Origin of the sequence: Peribacillus sp. NPDC096448 (assembly GCF_044762675.1) — a bacterium.
Taxonomy (GTDB): Bacteria; Bacillota; Bacilli; order Bacillales; family DSM-1321; genus Peribacillus; species Peribacillus frigoritolerans_B.
In genome coordinates, this window is sequence record NZ_JBIWEU010000001.1 from 547,816 (window position 1) to 565,891 (window position 18,076).

General features: G+C 41.8%; 23 protein-coding genes. 18 read left to right on the top strand and 5 right to left on the bottom strand.

Going from position 1 to position 18,076, the window contains the following annotated elements; all coding sequences use genetic code 11:
* The first annotated feature begins 157 nt into the window (after positions 1-157).
* The 3 genes from ACIQ0C_RS02615 to ACIQ0C_RS02625 all read left to right on the top strand — a co-directional run bounded on the left by ACIQ0C_RS02615 (position 158) and on the right by ACIQ0C_RS02625 (position 2,324).
* Complete coding sequence (locus ACIQ0C_RS02615) at positions 158-1,417, top strand: Y-family DNA polymerase (RefSeq protein ID WP_403056609.1); 1,260 nt, start codon at positions 158-160, stop codon at positions 1,415-1,417.
* 26 nt (positions 1,418-1,443) lie between these two features.
* Positions 1,444-1,776 carry a YolD-like family protein gene (locus ACIQ0C_RS02620; RefSeq protein ID WP_054400243.1) on the top strand — a complete coding sequence of 111 codons (333 nt, stop codon included), beginning with the start codon at positions 1,444-1,446 and terminating at the stop codon, positions 1,774-1,776.
* Positions 1,777-2,000: 224 nt separating this feature from the next.
* Positions 2,001-2,324 (top strand): iron-sulfur cluster biosynthesis family protein, encoded by a 324-nt coding sequence (locus ACIQ0C_RS02625; RefSeq protein ID WP_402834957.1) that lies wholly within the window; start codon positions 2,001-2,003, stop codon positions 2,322-2,324.
* A 43-nt stretch (positions 2,325-2,367) separates the two neighbouring features.
* Here the strand turns inward: ACIQ0C_RS02625 and ACIQ0C_RS02630 are convergent, their stop codons facing one another.
* Positions 2,368-3,267: an alpha/beta hydrolase gene (locus ACIQ0C_RS02630; RefSeq protein ID WP_403056613.1), complete on the bottom strand. Its 900-nt coding sequence runs from the start codon at positions 3,265-3,267 to the stop codon at positions 2,368-2,370.
* Positions 3,268-3,397: 130 nt separating this feature from the next.
* Between ACIQ0C_RS02630 and ACIQ0C_RS02635 the strand changes: the two genes are divergently transcribed.
* Complete coding sequence (locus tag ACIQ0C_RS02635; protein WP_402834955.1) at positions 3,398-3,658, top strand: YqkE family protein; 261 nt, start codon at positions 3,398-3,400, stop codon at positions 3,656-3,658.
* A 164-nt stretch (positions 3,659-3,822) separates the two neighbouring features.
* Positions 3,823-4,260, top strand: coding sequence for a MarR family winged helix-turn-helix transcriptional regulator (locus ACIQ0C_RS02640; RefSeq protein WP_402835473.1), 438 nt, complete (start codon positions 3,823-3,825; stop codon positions 4,258-4,260).
* Between the two features lie 43 nt (positions 4,261-4,303).
* On the opposite strand, the gene ACIQ0C_RS02645 is transcribed toward ACIQ0C_RS02640, so the two are convergent.
* The 3 genes from ACIQ0C_RS02645 to mciZ all read right to left on the bottom strand — a co-directional run bounded on the left by ACIQ0C_RS02645 (position 4,304) and on the right by mciZ (position 6,098).
* Positions 4,304-4,729 (bottom strand): Ohr family peroxiredoxin, encoded by a 426-nt coding sequence (locus tag ACIQ0C_RS02645; protein WP_053535641.1) that lies wholly within the window; start codon positions 4,727-4,729, stop codon positions 4,304-4,306.
* Positions 4,730-4,971: 242 nt separating this feature from the next.
* Positions 4,972-5,880 (bottom strand): aldo/keto reductase, encoded by a 909-nt coding sequence (locus ACIQ0C_RS02650; RefSeq protein WP_402839784.1) that lies wholly within the window; start codon positions 5,878-5,880, stop codon positions 4,972-4,974.
* A 56-nt stretch (positions 5,881-5,936) separates the two neighbouring features.
* Positions 5,937-6,098, bottom strand: coding sequence for a Z-ring formation inhibitor MciZ (mciZ, locus tag ACIQ0C_RS02655; protein WP_403056616.1), 162 nt, complete (start codon positions 6,096-6,098; stop codon positions 5,937-5,939).
* Positions 6,099-6,173: 75 nt separating this feature from the next.
* Here mciZ and ACIQ0C_RS02660 point away from each other — a divergent pair, with 75 nt between their 5' ends.
* Positions 6,174-6,725, top strand: coding sequence for an NUDIX hydrolase (locus ACIQ0C_RS02660; RefSeq protein WP_402839788.1), 552 nt, complete (start codon positions 6,174-6,176; stop codon positions 6,723-6,725).
* Positions 6,726-7,925: an endonuclease Q family protein gene (locus tag ACIQ0C_RS02665; protein WP_403056619.1), complete on the top strand. Its 1,200-nt coding sequence runs from the start codon at positions 6,726-6,728 to the stop codon at positions 7,923-7,925.
* A gap of 18 nt (positions 7,926-7,943) precedes the next feature.
* Here the strand turns inward: ACIQ0C_RS02665 and ACIQ0C_RS02670 are convergent, their stop codons facing one another.
* Complete coding sequence (locus tag ACIQ0C_RS02670) at positions 7,944-8,507, bottom strand: GNAT family N-acetyltransferase (RefSeq protein ID WP_403056625.1); 564 nt, start codon at positions 8,505-8,507, stop codon at positions 7,944-7,946.
* A 139-nt stretch (positions 8,508-8,646) separates the two neighbouring features.
* Here ACIQ0C_RS02670 and spoIIM point away from each other — a divergent pair, with 139 nt between their 5' ends.
* The 11 genes from spoIIM to sigF all read left to right on the top strand — a co-directional run bounded on the left by spoIIM (position 8,647) and on the right by sigF (position 17,920).
* Entirely contained in the window at positions 8,647-9,294 is a 648-nt protein-coding gene (gene spoIIM, locus ACIQ0C_RS02675; protein ID WP_403056627.1) for a stage II sporulation protein M, read from the top strand.
* A 120-nt stretch (positions 9,295-9,414) separates the two neighbouring features.
* Entirely contained in the window at positions 9,415-9,864 is a 450-nt protein-coding gene (gene fur / locus ACIQ0C_RS02680) for a ferric iron uptake transcriptional regulator (RefSeq protein ID WP_034311309.1), read from the top strand.
* A 166-nt stretch (positions 9,865-10,030) separates the two neighbouring features.
* Entirely contained in the window at positions 10,031-10,258 is a 228-nt protein-coding gene (locus ACIQ0C_RS02685) for a YqzK family protein (RefSeq protein ID WP_402839799.1), read from the top strand.
* A 5-nt stretch (positions 10,259-10,263) separates the two neighbouring features.
* Complete coding sequence (xerD, locus tag ACIQ0C_RS02690) at positions 10,264-11,157, top strand: site-specific tyrosine recombinase XerD (protein ID WP_403056630.1); 894 nt, start codon at positions 10,264-10,266, stop codon at positions 11,155-11,157.
* A 298-nt stretch (positions 11,158-11,455) separates the two neighbouring features.
* Positions 11,456-12,658 carry a phosphopentomutase gene (gene deoB, locus ACIQ0C_RS02695; RefSeq protein WP_402839805.1) on the top strand — a complete coding sequence of 401 codons (1,203 nt, stop codon included), beginning with the start codon at positions 11,456-11,458 and terminating at the stop codon, positions 12,656-12,658.
* Entirely contained in the window at positions 12,659-13,471 is an 813-nt protein-coding gene (locus ACIQ0C_RS02700) for a purine-nucleoside phosphorylase (protein ID WP_402839808.1), read from the top strand.
* A 66-nt stretch (positions 13,472-13,537) separates the two neighbouring features.
* On the top strand, positions 13,538-14,842 hold the full coding sequence (locus ACIQ0C_RS02705; RefSeq protein WP_403056633.1) for a pyrimidine-nucleoside phosphorylase: 1,305 nt from the start codon (positions 13,538-13,540) through the stop codon (positions 14,840-14,842).
* Between the two features lie 206 nt (positions 14,843-15,048).
* Entirely contained in the window at positions 15,049-16,215 is a 1,167-nt protein-coding gene (locus tag ACIQ0C_RS02710) for a D-alanyl-D-alanine carboxypeptidase family protein (RefSeq protein ID WP_402839814.1), read from the top strand.
* A gap of 131 nt (positions 16,216-16,346) precedes the next feature.
* The gene (gene spoIIAA / locus ACIQ0C_RS02715) at positions 16,347-16,697 is read left to right on the top strand and encodes an anti-sigma F factor antagonist (RefSeq protein WP_034308142.1); all 351 of its coding nucleotides are present in this window, start codon (positions 16,347-16,349) and stop codon (positions 16,695-16,697) included.
* Position 16,698: 1 nt separating this feature from the next.
* Complete coding sequence (gene spoIIAB, locus ACIQ0C_RS02720; protein ID WP_034308139.1) at positions 16,699-17,139, top strand: anti-sigma F factor; 441 nt, start codon at positions 16,699-16,701, stop codon at positions 17,137-17,139.
* A 13-nt stretch (positions 17,140-17,152) separates the two neighbouring features.
* The gene (gene sigF, locus ACIQ0C_RS02725) at positions 17,153-17,920 is read left to right on the top strand and encodes an RNA polymerase sporulation sigma factor SigF (RefSeq protein ID WP_402839818.1); all 768 of its coding nucleotides are present in this window, start codon (positions 17,153-17,155) and stop codon (positions 17,918-17,920) included.
* The last annotated feature ends 156 nt before the right edge of the window (positions 17,921-18,076 follow it).

Here is an 18,076-nt window from a genome sequence, read left to right on the forward strand (position 1 = left end):
TTGGAATTTCACCCATTTTTAGTATCTATTATATTTTTCAAGGAAATTACAATAAAAAGTAGAAATTTGTATGAAAACTTCCATTGAATAAGAACGTATATTCGGTTAGAGTTATGAATATAATAAAGCGAACGTATATTCTTGTTAGGGTGAAGAAATGATGGATTATGGGACGATGCCGAAACAATCAATTATGTGTATCGATATGAAAAGTTTTTATGCAAGCTGTTCAGCGGTCATGCTTGGGCTGGACCCGCTTGATTGTTATCTGGCGGTGGTTGGTGATTTGAAGAGGACAGGGAGCATTGTGCTTGCGGCTTCTCCAAAGATGAAGAAGGAATTTGGCATCAAGACAGGTTCGCGGATGTTCGAGATTCCGAATGATCCGAGGATTGTCGTCGTTGAACCTAAAATGGCGACTTATTTAAGGGTCTCGACGGAAATCACCCGATTGTTCAACCGTTATGTGCCCAAAGAAGCGATTCACGTATATAGTGTGGACGAAAGTTTTGTGAAAGTCGATGGTGCCGCTTCTTTATGGGGAGATGCCCGCATGATAGCTGAAAAGATAAAAGATGAAATTGAACGGGAATTACAGCTCCCCTGTGCCATTGGAATTGGACCGAACATGCTTATGGCAAAACTTTGCCTTGATTTGGAAGCCAAACATAAAGGGATTGCGGAATGGAAGTATGAGGATGTACCAAGCAAACTTTGGCCGATTTCCCCGCTGCGTGAAATGTGGGGGATCGGCAGGCGCGTAGAAAAAACCCTTCATGGAATGGGCATATTTACGGTTGGGCAGCTTGCCAATTATGATCTTGAATTACTTGAAGCGAAGTTTGGAATTATGGGCAATCAGCTTTACCACCATGCCTGGGGAATAGATTTATCCGATATGGGGGCAGCGATCATCGAAGGGCAGGTCAGCTTCGGCAAAAGTCAAATCCTGCTGCGGGATTATAAGGAGGAACATGAGATAAAGCAGGTCATGCTGGAAATTTGCGAAGAAGTTGGAAGAAGGGCACGCACCCATCGTAAGGCAGGAAGGACGGTGAGCCTAGGCATTGGTTACAGCAAGGATGAGTTTGGCGGAGGTTTCCATCGTTCGCGTTCGATTAACGAGCCGATCAACATTACGCTGGAGTTATATAAAGTTTGCCTGGAGCTTTTTCATGAGAACTATAAGCAAAAAACGGTTCGAAGCATAGAGGTCAGACTCTCGAATATTGTAGATGATAACGAAATGCAGCTGACTTTATTTGATGCTTCGCGCTGGAAGAAGCGGGAATTGAGTTACACGGTTGATCGAATCCGCCACAAATATGGAGCCAAATCGTTATTGCGTGCAGTTTCGTATACAGAGGCAGGTACAGCCGTTTACCGAAGCAAGCTGCTTGGCGGGCATAAGGCGTAAGGTTGACTTTGAAAGGAGGAAAAAGAATGATTCGTGATCGCGGCCGTATCAAATGGACATCGATGATGTTGCCGGAACATGTGAAGATGCTGCGGGATTGGGTGGTGGAGGATGGCTATGAAACGAAGCGCATCCTGGATGAACAGCAACTGGAAGAAATGAATGCGGTGATGGGGGAAGCCATGGAGGAAAGAAAGGATGTCACGATTGCTCATTATGAAGGAAACCGGTATCAGCTGTTAATCGGCAGGATCCATTATTATAATGAGCTTACCCAAAAGCTTCATATCGTTGATCGGTTTGAGCAGGCTCACTATATCAGGCTTTCCGATATAGCGGATGTAAGGATAATGGAATGATGAGCGGAAGGGCTGTTCCCCAAGGGACAGCCTTTCATTTTCAAAACGGCATCGTGATGAAAGGAACGACGTGGCATAAGAGAATCGGCATTGGTTAGAACGGTCCATGAGGAAAGTGATTTTCGTGAGGGCTGATCTTGCAAAAGGAAGCAGGCAGTTTCGTTAACAGAAACGTTTTTATCGTTTATAATGGAGGAATGCAAAGACACCGGGAGGCAGCAATCATGTATATTGAATGGACGGAAACAGCGGCTGAGAAAGTAGCCGGTAAGGTACAGGGACAAGAAGGATATTTACAGTTGAAATATGATACTGATGGCTGTGGCTGCGTGGTAAGTGGTGTGACGGCGCTATGGTGGGTCAACGAACCTGAAGAAGGTACTGAAAAAGTGGAAACGAACGGAATCCCGCTATATGTTGAGAAATCAAAAATGATTTTTCTTGATGAAGTCATGAAAATAGACTTTGTTCCGGAAGCGAACAGCTTTCAATTAAAAAGTCCGAATCAAATCTTAAATCCGAGGATGAGCTTTTTTAATAAAATCTAACTAAAAGCAAAAGAGGGGATCTTGGATACCCTCTCTTTTCTTCTCAGACAAGTTTTAGAAACTGATCGATTTGATCTTCATATTCTTTTGGATTTTCATTATAAGCTTGAGCGTGGGCCCCTTTTTTAGCGATGTACAGCTGCTTTGGGCCCTCTTTTGCTGCATATAATTCCGCTGTCATGGAAGCGGGAATGAAACTGTCATTTTCACTATGGATGAAAAGCACGGGTTTTCGGATATTTTTCATATAATCGATTGGGGACACTTCATTGGTCCAATATCCGTCACGGAGTTTGATGAACGTACGCCCAAGCGGAAACACGGTCCAAGAAGGAAATGGGACTTCATGCTTGAGCTGGTGTTTGATCTGATCCTCGAAGTTTGAAAATGGACAGTCGGCAATATAAAAATCAGCGCCATCTTCAAGCATTCCGGCATATAAAAGCAGGGTTACGGCCCCCATGGATTCTCCATGAATGCCAATATGAAGGTCGGGACCTTTACGTCTTTTCAATTCATCGATTACGGCCTTCAGGTCGAATTTTTCATAATGTCCATAACTGCTCGTCTTGCCACCGGAATCCCCATGCCGGCGGTGGTCATAAATGATCGCATTGAAGCCCCGCTTAAGAAAAATGTTCATGTACTTGATCGAATTGACTTTGTTCTCCGTCACACCATGAGAAATGACCACCCACTTTTTGGTGTCATGCGGTTCGATAAACAAGCATTTCAAGGAATATCCTGATGGTGACGATACCCAAATTTCCGATTTAGGCAGATTATCAAAATCCTCCGTGATCAGGCGTTTAGCCATGATTTCACGATTCTGGATAAAATCATCTTCCTTCTTTTTCATGTACATGATCCGATTGGAAAAATAAATGCCGACGCCGATGATATACGATAGGATTCCAGCCAGTGTAAACCACCATTTCTTCATGAAAGGTCCTCCTCGGTTGATTTTCTTTATTTTACCATGAGGGAAAAGGGAAAACACTGTTTGAAAACCATGATGAGGAAAACGGCAGTCATGATATAATAATTTCATAAATGGCCAGGAGGTTTTAAGGATGAAAAAGAAACAGCCGCGAAAACAAAATCAAAGCAAAAACCAAGATAAAGATTCATCTTCATTGAAACTCGGTGATATGATCAATCAAGATATCATGTCCCAGCTTCGTCAAAAGCAAAAAGAACTTAATGAGGCTGAACAAGAGAAAAGGGCAGCGGAAGAAGAAAAAAAACGTGAAGAAAGAAAGCGGCGGGAGAAGAATAAATCATTCGAAGAACTATTGGGTGAAAGCAATCTGAACTGGAAGAACTATAAATGAAGAACAGGGAGCAGTTAAAGTTTTAAAAGGGCTGGCTCCCTTTTTCCGTTCAGGAAGATTTATTCCTTGCTGATATTCCTTTATTTTATAAAGTATAACGATTATATTAAAGATAAGTTCGATATGATTGCATATCGGATGGACTACTATTAGCTGGTGATATGATGCAAAGTAAAATAGAAAAAGTACTGGAAGACCAATTATGTTTCCTGCTTTATGCAAGTTCGCGGGAAATGACGAAGAAATATAAACCGCTGCTTGATAAACTTGAAGTGACATATCCTCAATATCTTGTTTTGCTTCTATTATGGGAACAGGATACACTTACAGTAAAAAAACTTGGGGAGCTCCTTGCCCTCGACTCAGGAACGCTTACCCCCATGTTGAAACGAATGGAGCAGAATGGCTTGATTGTCCGTGAACGTTCAACTGAAGATGAACGGTCTGTCATGATTAAGTTGACGGAAAAGGGACTTGGTTTACAGGAAGAGGCCTGTTTCATTCCCGATCGCATTTCGGCTATGTCGGGTGAGGATAAGAGGGTGGTTGAGGATTTAAAAGCTTCGCTGCTCCAACTATTGAAAACATTACAGCAATTTTAGTGAAGAAAAGACGCTTGGGAACCCCAAGCGTCTTTTTGTTGGATTAGTCTACATCTATTTCAAAGGCGACATCCACATTGCCATTGATTGCTTTTGAATAAGGACACATTTGATGCGCTTTATGAACAAGGGTTTCGAATGTCTCCTTGTCGACCCCGGAGCCCTTCACAGCCAAAGTTACAGCCAAGCTATACTGATGCATCTCACCCATCAATAGACTGACGCTTGCGGTGACTTTGGAATCGAAAGAAACGCGTTCAATTTTACCAACTGATTGCAAAGCACTATCAAAACATGCAGCATAACCAGCTGCAAAAAGCTGTTCCGGATTAGATGCTTCAGGCATCTGTTTAGCCCTAGGCGTTCCAGGCATCGCAATATCAACCGTGAAGTTGCCGTCAGCAGAAATTGCCGTTCCTTCTCTGCCGCCATCAACTGTTACAGACGTTGTAAATAATGTTTTTGTCATCATTTTTTCTCCCTTATCTTTTTATTTTTAATTGTGCACAATTTAATTGTACAATATTAATTTTAGGATGTCCAATGAAATGTTTAAAACCGTTAAATTGGTTTTGAAAGGAATTAGAATGATCGGAACTTGAAATCGGTAAAGAAGAAGTATGGTGAAAAAAAGGTGGAACGGAAAAAGGCTGACTATCCCGTTGGTTAAACGGAGACAGTGCAGCCTAAAGGTTCGTCCTGACATATTTATTAATTACGGTGACTTTCATATTTATTCACTTTGGTCAACCGCTTCAGGATATCCAACTCGGTTTTGGACAGTGAAGGGCTGTTAGCCGCCTGGCAGTTATCACGGAGCTGCTGTACCGAGCTTGCTCCTGGAACAACGGTAGCGACGCTTTGATGGGACAATACATATTGAATTGCCGTTTCATTCAACTTCCTATCGGAAAGTTTGTCCTTTATTTGCGGAAGCAAATCTTTAAGTTCGTGATAGCTATAGTCAAGGTATCCATCCTCATTTGCTTTTTCAAGCATTTTTTCACTGAGCAGCCCTTTGGCAAGGGGGCCACGGGCGATCATGCTGATCTGTTTGCTGGCCAAAAGGGACAGCCACTCTTCTGGGCGGCGGTCAAGTAGATTAAATTGCATCATCACGGAATCAAGCTCAGACTTTTCAGTGAATTCCTTGATGACATTCGGACGAATCGAGGAAATTCCATAATATCGGATATAGCCTTCTTTTTTCAAATCTTCAAATGCTTCTACCGTTTCTTCGATATTGTCTGAAGTGGTGCCGCCATGTAACTGATAAAGATCAATATAATCAGTCCCCAATCGCTTTAAGCTATCTTTTACTGCCGTTTTAATATGAGCGCCAGATGGATCCCAGCTCCAGGAATCTTTATTTTCATTCCAGCGGTTTCCAACCTTGGTGGCTATGTATACCTTATCGCGGACCGATTTTAAATTCTTTCCGACGATTTCTTCATTCATACCGAAATCATATAAATCGGCAGTATCAAAATAATTGATTCCTTCATCTAAAGCGGCCTGTATGATTTCGGATGCCTGATTTTCAATAGTCCCCAATGACATGCATCCAAGCCCGATTTCAGAAACTAGCAAGTCAGAATTTCCTAGTCTGCGTTTTTTCATGTTATCCACTCCCTTTACATTCATTGTAAAGGAGAAATCCATTTCACTCAAAGAATTCACTTGATCCGTTTTAAAGGAGTGGTCGGCACCTGATCGTGTATGTCGGCAATCCAATCATTGACATAAACATATTGATTTTGTAATTGTTTTAGTTTTTGAAGGATTTCCCAGCTCTTTCCGGATAAAGTAACGCTTTTTTCCAATACGTAAACTTTCATTAAATCGCCCTCCATCTTTATTATGGTAAAATGTATGAGGAAACATGCTGCAATTAGAACAGAGGAGTGGTCAGGATGAAAAAATTTGAAGAAAAAACGCTGTCTTCGGAAAAAATCTTCACAGGAAAAGTAATCAGCCTGCAAGTGGATGATGTAGAGCTTCCTGATGGGAAAACGGGTAAACGTGAAATAATCAAGCATCCGGGAGCGGTTGCCATCATAGCTCTCACGTCAGAAAATAAGATCATCATGGTTGAACAGTACCGTAAAGCGCTGGAGAGAAGCTTGGTGGAAATTCCTGCAGGGAAGCTGGAAAAAGGCGAAGAACCGGTTCTGTCGGCTAAACGGGAACTGGAAGAGGAGACAGGTTATGATTGTGAAAAAATGGAGCACATCATATCCTTCTATACATCCCCAGGTTTCGCCGATGAATTGGTCCACATGTATGTGGCCCACAATTTGAAAAAGAAAGAAAATGCGGCACCACTGGATGAAGATGAATTTGTCGAGATGCTTGAACTCACGTTGGAGGAAGCCCAAACTTATATGGATGAAGGGAAGATCCAGGATGCCAAAACGGCATATGCAGTTCAGTATCTGCAGTTGAAAAAGGCGATGACATCATAAATGAAAGAGTATTACGCTGACCTGCATATCCATATAGGCAGAACGAGAAGCGGAAGGGCCGTGAAAATAACAGGTGCTAAAACGTTAACCTTCAGCAATGTGCTGCAAGTGGCAAGTGAAAGGAAGGGCCTTGATCTAATCGGGATAATCGATTGCCATTCTCCTGAAATTATCGAAGAGATCGAAGCGGGGATTCTGGATGGCGAAATCACGGAAAAGATTGAAGGCGGACTTCAATACAAGAATACAACCATCATTCCGGGCTCGGAGATTGAAATTTATGATCAGAATTGTAATGGACCGATCCATGCCCTCGCCTATTTTCCCACTTTAAAAGCGATGAAGGAATTCTCCTCATGGATGAGCGGACATGTTAAAAATATCACCTTGAGCTCCCAAAGGATTTATTACGATGGAAGAACGCTGCAAAAAATCGTGAAGTCCCTGGGCGGCCTGTTTATCCCGGCACATGTTTTCACCCCATTTAAAAGCTTATATGGAAAAGGGGTGCGATCCAGTCTGACAGAAGTATTCGATCCGAAGCTAATTGATGCCATCGAACTTGGTTTAAGTTCAGATACAGAAATGGTCAAGGATATCGAGGAGTTGGACTCCTATGTATTCGTAACAAATTCCGATGCGCATTCGCTTGGGAAAATCGCTCGTGAATATCAAAAAGTCCTGCTTGAAGAACCAAGTTTCAATGAGTTGGCAAAAGCCCTTAAAGAAACAGGGAATCGCAAGGTGACCGTTAATTATGGATTGAACCCCTTATTGGGAAAGTATCATCAAACCGTATGTTCAGGGTGTTTACATCAGGTATTGAGGGATAGTGAACAATGTCCTGAGTGTGGTAATAAATCCATTATTAAAGGAGTATCGTCCAGGATTGAAGAACTCTCCATTTCCGAGATGGACGGAAGAAACGGAAAGGAAAGGCCGCCGTATATCCATCAAGTACCACTAGATTTCATACCGGGACTCGGACCTAAATCCATGGAAAAACTGCTGGTGGCATTTGGAACAGAGATGAATATCCTTCATGAAGTTACGCTTGAACAGCTAATGGAAATCGTTCCTGAAAAATTGGCGGTCTACATCGATTCTGCCAGAAAAGGGACGCTTTCTTTTGAAGTGGGGGGCGGAGGAAAGTACGGAAAGATCAAAAAGGAATTAACTGAAAAAAGTCCTGACAGATAAGATCTGTCGGGACTTTTTTTAATTTGTAGTTTTTGCATAAATGGAGGTGTCCCGCACTTTCTTTCCGTCTGCACTGAGGCAGTCATTACGCAAAATTCCTTCAAGGGTAAATCCCAGCTTCTCGGGAATCCGTTTGCTGGCAATATTATTAGGATCACAGCGAATTTCGACCCGTTTTGCGCCGTAATGGTAAAAGGCGAATTTGGTTAACTTTTCCACGGTCTCCGTTATGTAGCCTAGTTTACTGAATCTCGTATCAATCCAATAGCCAATTTCAAATTTAGGTATATCCCAGTTAATTCGGTGCAGACCAGTGGAGCCGATGAATTGATCGTCTTCTTTCCTATAAATATGGAGTCTGATATCCTCTTTTAAAATGAAGTCCGCAAAGGCCTTAAGAACGTTCTGTTCAGAGGTTTCCAAAGAAACATCTTGATGGGCAAACGGCAGCCACTGTTGCAATTCAGGTTTAGAATGGACAATGGCTTCGTAAAGATCCAGGCCATCGCCAGGCTGACAAGGTCTTAGATATAATCGTGGGGTTTCAATTTTTTCGGGAAAATCCATTAATTTAGGTTTCATATCCTGCCTCCATCTCATTGGTATGGAAAATTATAACATGAATTGGGTTCAAGGTGTTCGGCTGATGGGGAAAGTTTTCTTAGCATAAATGAAAGAGTGAAAACATAGATTCTAGTAAGCGGAGTTGGGAGGATGAAAGATGAAAAAAAAATCTGTCGTACAAAATGCCGTAATGAAACATATTAACGAACATTCCTCATTATATGTCTTTATCACTGTGCTTTTTTTGATGGGTGTCATTTTTGGGGCAATATTGGTGAATAGCTTGAGCTTTACCCAAAAGGAAGACTTGTTCTATTATTTATCGCAATTTTTCGGACAAGTATCCAAAGGTGAATTTGCATCTTCGCATGATATGTTCAGCCAAAGTATTATGCATAATATAAAATATATAGGGGTCATCTGGATTCTCGGAATATCGGTCATCGGTTTGCCTGTCATCCTGGTTTTGTTATTTATAAAAGGGATGGTTGTTGGATTCACGGTAGGCTTTTTAGTCAATCAAATGGGATGGAGCGGGTTCTTATTATCGTTTGTCGCTATTCTGCCCCAAAATATTTTCATCGTCCCGATATTCATCGTAATAACCGTCCTTGCAGTCTCGTTATCAATGAAAATGATCAGCCGGATTTTCCTTAAGCAGGTTCGTGAACCGCTGAAGCCGATAATTTCACGGTATATTTTCTCATTGGTTTTGTCGGGGGTATTTTTGATTACGGCTGCTGCATTTGAAGCGTACCTATCCCCTTCTTTAATGAAAAAAGTCGTAAGTTTATTGGGTCATTGATGGAAATATACCGTTCCCGCAAATTTTTTTTATCTTTAACAAGAAATCTATTTTGACAGTTTTCCCTCTTTTGATATAATGGATAAGATAGCGGCGCGGGAGGGAATATTAGGTATGGAAATAGAAAACAGAATTGATAGGATAAAAAAGCAGTTACACTCGTCCAGCTACAAATTAACGCCTCAGCGAGAAGCGACCGTCCGCGTTTTACTTGAGCATGAAGAGGATCATTTAAGCGCAGAAGACGTTTACCTCCTTGTCAAAGAAAAGTCGCCGGAAATTGGATTGGCAACAGTTTACCGTACGCTAGAGTTGCTGACTGAATTGAAGATAGTAGATAAAATTAACTTTGGAGACGGGGTTTCCCGTTATGATTTAAGACAAGAAGGAGCTGCGCATTTCCATCATCATCTTGTTTGTGTGGAATGTGGTGCGGTAGATGAGATCCAGGAAGACTTACTTGAAGACGTAGAAGACATTGTGGAACGCGACTGGAACTTCAAGATAAAAGACCATAGATTAACCTTTCATGGCATTTGTCATCGATGTCATGACAAAGAAGAAAATTAGGGTGAATGAAGTCGGGCCTTTTCCATTTAATGGAGAAGGTTTTCTGCATTTTAAAAGCCTGTTTTCTCAAGTAAGAGCTGTTTTTGCTTTCTCCTTTCCGAAACACGTATAAATCTTGTCCTGTTGGGCATAGATTGATACAAAGGGTCGAATGGGAGGGGAAAGGATGAAAACATCATTATCGCTTATTTTGCACACGGCTAAAGTGATGATTCTCTTTGTTAGCTTCACTGTTCTTTTTTATATAGGAATGGTATGGTTGAATCAGGAATATCAAAATTATCATCGTTATGATGAACCGAAAGGCATGGCTGTAAAAGTATCGAAGGCTGTTGATACGGGTGATGATGCATGGCTTGAACGCCTAATGTTGTTTTATTTAAACGGGGAGTAATGAATATGGAGAATCAAATTAGGGATTTCATTCATTTTTTAACCATTGAAAAAGGACTTGCCAATAATACGCTCGTCTCGTATGAGCGTGACTTAAGATCATATTGGAGCTATCTGAAAAATGTTGAAACCATTGGGGATTGGAATGATTCACGGCGGGTGAACATCCTGCATTTTCTCGTGCATTTGAAGGATCAAGGGAAATCATCGAAGACGGTAGCGCGTCATATAGCTTCCATTCGGTCTTTTCATCAATTTCTTCTAAGGGAAAAAGTAACCGATCAAGATCCGTCCATACATATAGAAACGCCAAAACCGGAACGAAGCCTTCCAAAGGTATTAAGCATGGAAGAGGTTGAAGCACTATTGGAAGCCCCGAAGAAAATGGATGAATACGGATTACGCGATAAGGCAATGCTGGAACTGATGTATGCGACGGGTATGCGTGTCAGTGAGTTGATATCCATGGATGTGAGTGATGTCCATGCATCGATGGGTTTTGTCCGTTGTGTAGGGAAAGGAAATAAAGAGAGGATCATTCCGATTGGACAAACTGCATTGGGTGCGATTGAACATTATATGGAAAGTTCCAGGGGGAAAATGGCCAGTCCCAAGAACAGGACAGATTCGCTTTTTTTGAATCATCATGGAAACAGGCTGACAAGGCAGGGCTTTTGGAAGATTTTAAAAAAACTTGTAAAATCGGCACAAATTGAAAAAGAAATTACACCGCATACACTCAGACATTCTTTCGCGACACATCTATTGATGAATGGGGCTGATTTACGTGCCGTCCAAGAAATGCTCGGTCATGCGGATATATCGACAACTCAAATTTATACACATATTACGAACGTACGGATCAAGGATGTCTATTCAAAATTCCATCCGCGAGCTTAAAGGAATAGTAGAATGGTAGAAAGGTTGTGAATTTAACTGCGAGGCAGTTGAAGGAGCAGCCTTTTTTCTTTGTCGATTAGACTGATATAAGTGCTGCTGATGATTCTAACGCACATCTTTTGGCACTTTGTTTCATTCCGAAATATATTATTTGTCTCTATCATGGTAATCGTTTACAATGTAGAGAGGTCAGACTTCTGACGTTCTTGCGATTTCATTTAAAAGAAGAGTAACTGAGCAGAATAAGGGTATTATAGAAAGTATAAAAAGTGATTTACTATTTTAGGAGGAATGACTCATGAAAGGGAATTCAGCATTTAAACGAATATTTGTAATAGTTATGGATTCAGTTGGGATTGGCGAAGCACCTGATGCAGATTTATTCGGCGATAAAGGTGCGGATACACTCGGCCATATCGCAGAAAAAATGAATGGATTGAACATGCCGACCCTCGCAAAATTGGGTTTAGGCAATATTCGTGAAATCAAGGGAATTGATAAAGCTCAGCAACCTCTCGCATACTATACGAAAATGAAGGAAGCCTCTACAGGAAAAGATACGATGACTGGACATTGGGAAATCATGGGTTTGAATATATCGACTCCATTCCGTGTATTTCCAGATGGTTTCCCGGAATTATTAGTCAATGAACTCGAGGCGAAGATGGGTCGGGGAATTATTGGGAACGTCCCGGCAAGCGGCACGGAAATCATTGAGAGGCTTGGCGAGGAACATATGAAAACGGGTGCGCTGATTGTATATACATCGGCGGATTCCGTATTACAGATTGCTGCACATGAAGATATCGTCCCGATAGACGAATTATACAAGATTTGTGAAATTGCCCGTGAAGTGACAATGGCTGATGAGTTCAAGGTTGGACGCGTCATTGCCAGACCGTTCACAGGTGAACCGGGCAACTTCAAAAGAACGCCTAACCGTCATGATTATGCATTAAAGCCGTTTGACCGGACAGTAATGGATGAATTGAAAGATTCTGGTTATGATGTGCTTGCAATCGGGAAGATCTCGGATATCTTTGATGGGGAAGGTGTGACTGAATCATTAAGGACCGTATCCAATATGGATGGAATGGATAAATTAATCCAAACGGTAGAACAGGATTTCAAAGGGTTAAGTTTCCTTAATCTAGTCGACTTTGATGCTTTATACGGTCACCGCCGCGATCCAGAGGGATACGGAAAGGCATTGGAAGAATTCGATGCTCGGATGCCGGAAGTCCTTGAAAAACTGAAAGAGGATGATTTATTGATCATCACCGCAGACCACGGGAATGATCCGGTCCATGAAGGAACCGATCACACACGTGAATATGTACCATTATTAGTCTATTCCAAACGATTTACAGAAGGTGCCGAACTCCCGATAAGAGATACTTTTGCTGATATTGGGGCGACGGTCGCTGCTAATTTTGATGTGAAAATGCCTGCCTTCGGAAAAAATATATTGGGCGATCTAAATTTAGGGGAGAATAAATAAATGTTTAATAAAATAGAGACTGCTGCGTCATTCATAAAAAGTAAAATGGAAGGCTCTCCGGAGATAGGACTGATTCTTGGTTCCGGACTTGGAGTATTGGCGGATGAAATTGAAAATCCGATAACGATTCCTTACCACGAAATCCCGGAATTCCCGGTATCGACTGTTGAAGGACACGCTGGACAGCTTGTCATTGGACATTTAAGTGGCAAAAAAGTTGTAGCGATGCAAGGACGTTTCCATTTTTATGAGGGTTATTCCATGGAGAAGGTCACTTTTCCTGTCCGTGTAATGAAACTTCTTGGTGTTGAGACGTTAATCGTAACGAATGCTGCCGGAAGCGTTAATGAAAGCTATGAACCAGGTGACTTGATGCTCATTACGGATCATATTAATTTAATGGGGGCAAACCCATTGATTGGTCCTAATGAAGAGCGTTTTGGCCCTAGATTCCCTGATATGTCGGAAGCTTATAATAAAGACCTTAGGACGCAAGCCAAAAAAATAGCGGCTTCACTAGGATTGGATATTAAAGAAGGTGTCTATATCGGAAATACAGGACCGACCTATGAGACACCGGCAGAAGTGAAAATGGCAAGGATCCTTGGCGGGGATGCAGTTGGTATGTCGACAGTTCCGGAAGTGATCGTAGCAAGGCATAGCGGAATGAAGGTGCTCGGAATCTCATGCCTTACCAATATGGCCGCAGGCATTCTTGATCAGCCTTTGTCACATGAAGAGGTAATTGAAACGACTGAAAAAGTGAAAAGCAGTTTTCTTGAATTTGTTAAGCAAATCGTTAAAGACATATAAAACGAACCAAAAAAATACAAGTACACCTAAAGAGAAGCGGTGTCTTCAAAAAGCGGGGATTCTAATATGAGAATGGTAGATTTAATCGAGAAAAAGCGTGATGGAAAGGCTCTTACTACAGAAGAAATACAGTTCATCATCAAAGGGTTTACCGATGGATCCATTCCGGATTACCAAATGAGCGCTTGGTCAATGGCTGTTTATTTCAAAGGCATGAATGAGCAGGAACGTGCTGATCTAACCATGGCAATGGTCGAATCAGGAGATCAAATTGATTTATCGATGGTTGAAGGAATCAAGGTCGATAAACATTCAACAGGCGGTGTTGGTGATACCACAACTCTAGTGCTTGGGCCATTGGTTGCTGCTGTAGGTGTTCCAGTGGCAAAGATGTCAGGACGCGGTCTTGGCCATACAGGCGGAACGATCGATAAGTTGGAGTCTGTAAAAGGATTTCATGTCGAAATAGAAAATGACGAGTTCATCCGACTTGTAAATAAAAATAAGATAGCTGTCATTGGGCAAAGTGGTAACCTGACTCCGGCCGACAAAAAGTTATATGCATTGCGCGATGTTACGGGTACCGTTAACAGTATCGGTTTGATTGCTGGCTCGATCATGAGTAAGAAAATCGCCGCGGGTGCTGATGCAATCGTACTTGATGTTAAAACGGGAGCGGGCGCTTTCATGAAAACTCTCGAAGATTCCGAAGAGTTGGCGCATGCAATGGTTAGCATTGGTAACAATGTGGGACGAAACACGATGGCTGTCATTTCCGATATGAGCCAACCGTTGGGTTACGCAATCGGAAATGCTTTAGAAGTGAAGGAAGCCATCGATACGCTTAAAGGAGAGGGACCGGAAGATTTAACAGAACTTTCTTTAACACTAGGAAGCCATATGGTATACCTTGCCAAAAAGGCAAACTCGCTGGAAGAAGCAAGAACCTTGCTGGAAAATGCGATCAAGGATGGTTCTGCACTTAACTCATTCAAGATTTTCCTGGAAGCGCAAGGAGGCGATGGTTCGGTTGTAGATCAGCCGGAAAAACTACCGCAGGCTGCTCATACATTCGAGCTGGAAGCGAAAGAGGACGGATATGTATCGGAAATCATCGCTGATGAAGTAGGAACGGCAGCCATGCTTTTAGGAGCCGGGCGGGCGACAAAAGAATCAGAGATTGATTTGGCAGTCGGACTGGTACTTCGTAAAAAAATCGGGGAAACCGTGGCAAAAGGTGAATCACTTGTGACGATTTACAGCAATTTCGAAGATGTTTCAAAGGTAAAAGAAAAATTGTATGAAAGCATTACGATTTCAAAAGAGAAAGTAGAAAAACCTACATTGATCTATAAAGAGATCATGGAATAAACATTATCCAAAAAAGGCCGCACTTTTGAGCGGCCTTTTTACGTTTATCCCATTGGATTTTTAAAAGGGGATGCCCATGCGCATCCCCTTTTAATTTGGTTCACTTTGTTACCCTATATCCAGTATATGTTCAAAATTCATCTTTATTTGTATAAAAATGGGTTTAATGGAAAAAATAAAAAATATAAAGATTGGAGGGTATGGAGATGAAGCGGATTCTTTCTGTATTTTTAACCGTTTTGGTAGCATTGGGTTTTAACATCCCGCATACAAAAGCAGCTGAAGAAAAAGGAGTCGAATTGGCGGCAAATGCTAAATCCGCTATTTTGATTGAACGGGATACAGGTACTGTTCTCTATGATAAAAATGCAGACGATCGTCTTTCACCGGCAAGCATGACGAAAATCATGACGATGCTGCTGATAATGGAAGCGATCGATAAAGGCGAACTTAGCATGAAGGAGAAAATCAGGACTAGTGAGTATGCAGCGTCGATGGGCGGTTCCCAGATCTTCCTCGAGCCAGGTGAAGAAATGACCACAGAACAAATGCTTAAGGGCATCTCGATTGGTTCGGCGAATGATGCATCGGTGGCGATGGCTGAACGTTTAGCTGGATCGGAAGAAGAGTTTGTCAGGAAAATGAACAAAAAGGCGAAAGACCTCGGGTTGAAAAATACAAAGTTCCAAAACGCAACGGGACTTCCTGTTAAAGATCATTACAGTTCGGCACATGATATGTCGATCATGGCGAAGGAATTATTGAAATACGATACGATTACAAGGTTCACGGGTACATATGAAGATTATCTCCGTGAAAATACCGAAAAGAAATTCTGGCTAGTCAACACAAATAGATTAGTGAAATTTTATCCTGGGGTCGATGGACTGAAGACAGGATTCACAAATGAAGCGAAATATTGTTTGACAGCGACTGCTAAAAAAGGGAATATGCGTGTCATTGCCGTCGTTTTCGGAGCCGTTTCTCCAAAGGAACGAAACGCTCAGGTCACCAAGATGTTAGATTATGCATTTTCACAATACATCACATACCCTATTTATAAACGCGGTGAGGTGTTAGGTGAAGCCAAGGTAAGTAAAGGACAAAAGAAATCCGTGGTGGGCGTCACAAGTGAACCTATTTCAGTTTTGACAGCCAAAAACGGAACGGCAAAGGATTTTACAAAAAAAATCACGCTTGATAAAGATTTGGATGCCCCGATTAAAAAAGGTGATGAGATTGGTACGCTTGAATTGAAGAAAAACGGTAAGGTGTATGTCGAATCTCCGATTGTTGCGAAGGAAACTGTTGATAATGCCAGCTGGTGGCAATTGTATAAACGGGCTTTCGGCATGTTTACCCAGGCGAAATAGAATAAATTGTCGCATTGCCTGTTAATCGTACTAATTTAGGCGAAACTCCACTAGTTTTGCTAGTAAGGAGGAATCGGCAGGTGAAAAAGAGAACTTGACTCTTTATAAGACAGTGAAGGAGGCTGTATATAATGAGTCTTACGATTAATATGGAGGCGAAAAACCGCGTATTGTGCATTCGTCTCAAAGGTGATTTAGATCATCATACAGCAGAAAAATTGAAAAATCAGGCAGAGGCAGCCATTCAAAAGCATAATATCAAGCATATCATCCTTAACATGGAAGAATTGGATTTTATGGACAGTTCAGGGCTCGGAGTTATTTTGGGTCGTTATAAGCAGGTAAACAAAAAGCAAGGTGAAATGGTGGTCTGTGCAATTTCTCCAGCAGTAAAGCGGTTATTTGAGATGTCAGGGTTGTTTAAAATTGTTAAAATGGAACTATCCGAAAAAAACGCTTTGCAAAGACTGGGGGTTGCCTAATATGAAAAATAAAATGGAAACGAAATTTTCTGCACTTAGCCAAAATGAATCTTTTGCCAGGGTAACTGTTGCGGCATTCATTGCCCAATTGGACCCGACGATGGATGAATTGACAGAGATCAAGACCGTCGTGTCAGAAGCCGTTACGAATTCGATTATCCATGGATATGAGAGTGATCCTGAAGGTTGGGTCTACATTTCAGTGGTCATCGAAGGCGATACTGTGGAATTGACCATCCGGGATGAAGGACTGGGCATTGAAGACGTCGAGGAGGCTAAACAGCCGTTATTTACGACAAAACCCGAACTTGAACGTTCCGGTATGGGATTCACCATCATGGAAAACTTCATGGATGAAATCAATATAATTTCCCATAAGGGCGAAGGCACGATCATTCGATTAAAAAAGCACTTAACTACAAGCAGAGCTTTGTGCAATTAAGGGAGACTTGCATATGGATGTGGAGGTTAAAAACGAGAAGAGCAAGAAAGGCCAGCCCCATTTAAAAGATGAGGAATTGCGGAGTTTAATCCAACGCAGCCAGAGCGGTGACCAAGATGCAAGGAATTTGATTGTCAATAGCAATCTGAGGCTTGTATGGTCAGTAGTGCAAAGATTCCTCAATCGAGGTTACGAACCGGATGACCTTTATCAAATAGGCTGCATAGGTCTGTTGAAGTCCGTGGATAAATTTGACTTATCATTTGAAGTGAAATTCTCAACGTATGCTGTGCCTATGATCATTGGTGAAATCCAACGTTTTATCCGTGATGACGGAACGGTTAAAGTAAGCCGGTCATTAAAGGAAATGGCGAATAAAATTCGCCGGGCCAAAGAGGAACTTTCAAAGACGTATGGCCGTGTTCCGACTGTCAATGAATTGGCGGAACATCTAGAGCTGTCGCCAGAGGAAATCATCATGGCCCAAGAAGCTAGCAGGAGCCCTTCATCCATCCATGAAACGGTTTATGAAAATGATGGAGATCCGATTACCCTTCTTGACCAGATTGCCGACCATAATGAAACATCCTGGTTCGATCAAATCGCTTTGAAAGAAGCCATACATGAATTGAATGAACGTGAAAGGCTGATTGTTTTCCTGAGGTATTATAAAGATCAGACGCAATCGGAAGTGGCGGCAAGGCTTGGTATTTCCCAAGTTCAGGTGTCAAGGCTGGAAAAGAAGATTCTTCAGCAAATGAAAAACCACATGAATCAGTGATTCATGTGGTTTTTTTATTGCGCTGAAAATAAATATTGATTTTAGGAAAAAGTAAAAGTGACTTAAGATGAAAATATGGATGGGGTCGAATTTTTAGTTGAATTTAGGAATAAAAACGAATATTATAGTAAAGGTCGCGTTTCTCATTCGTTTTTT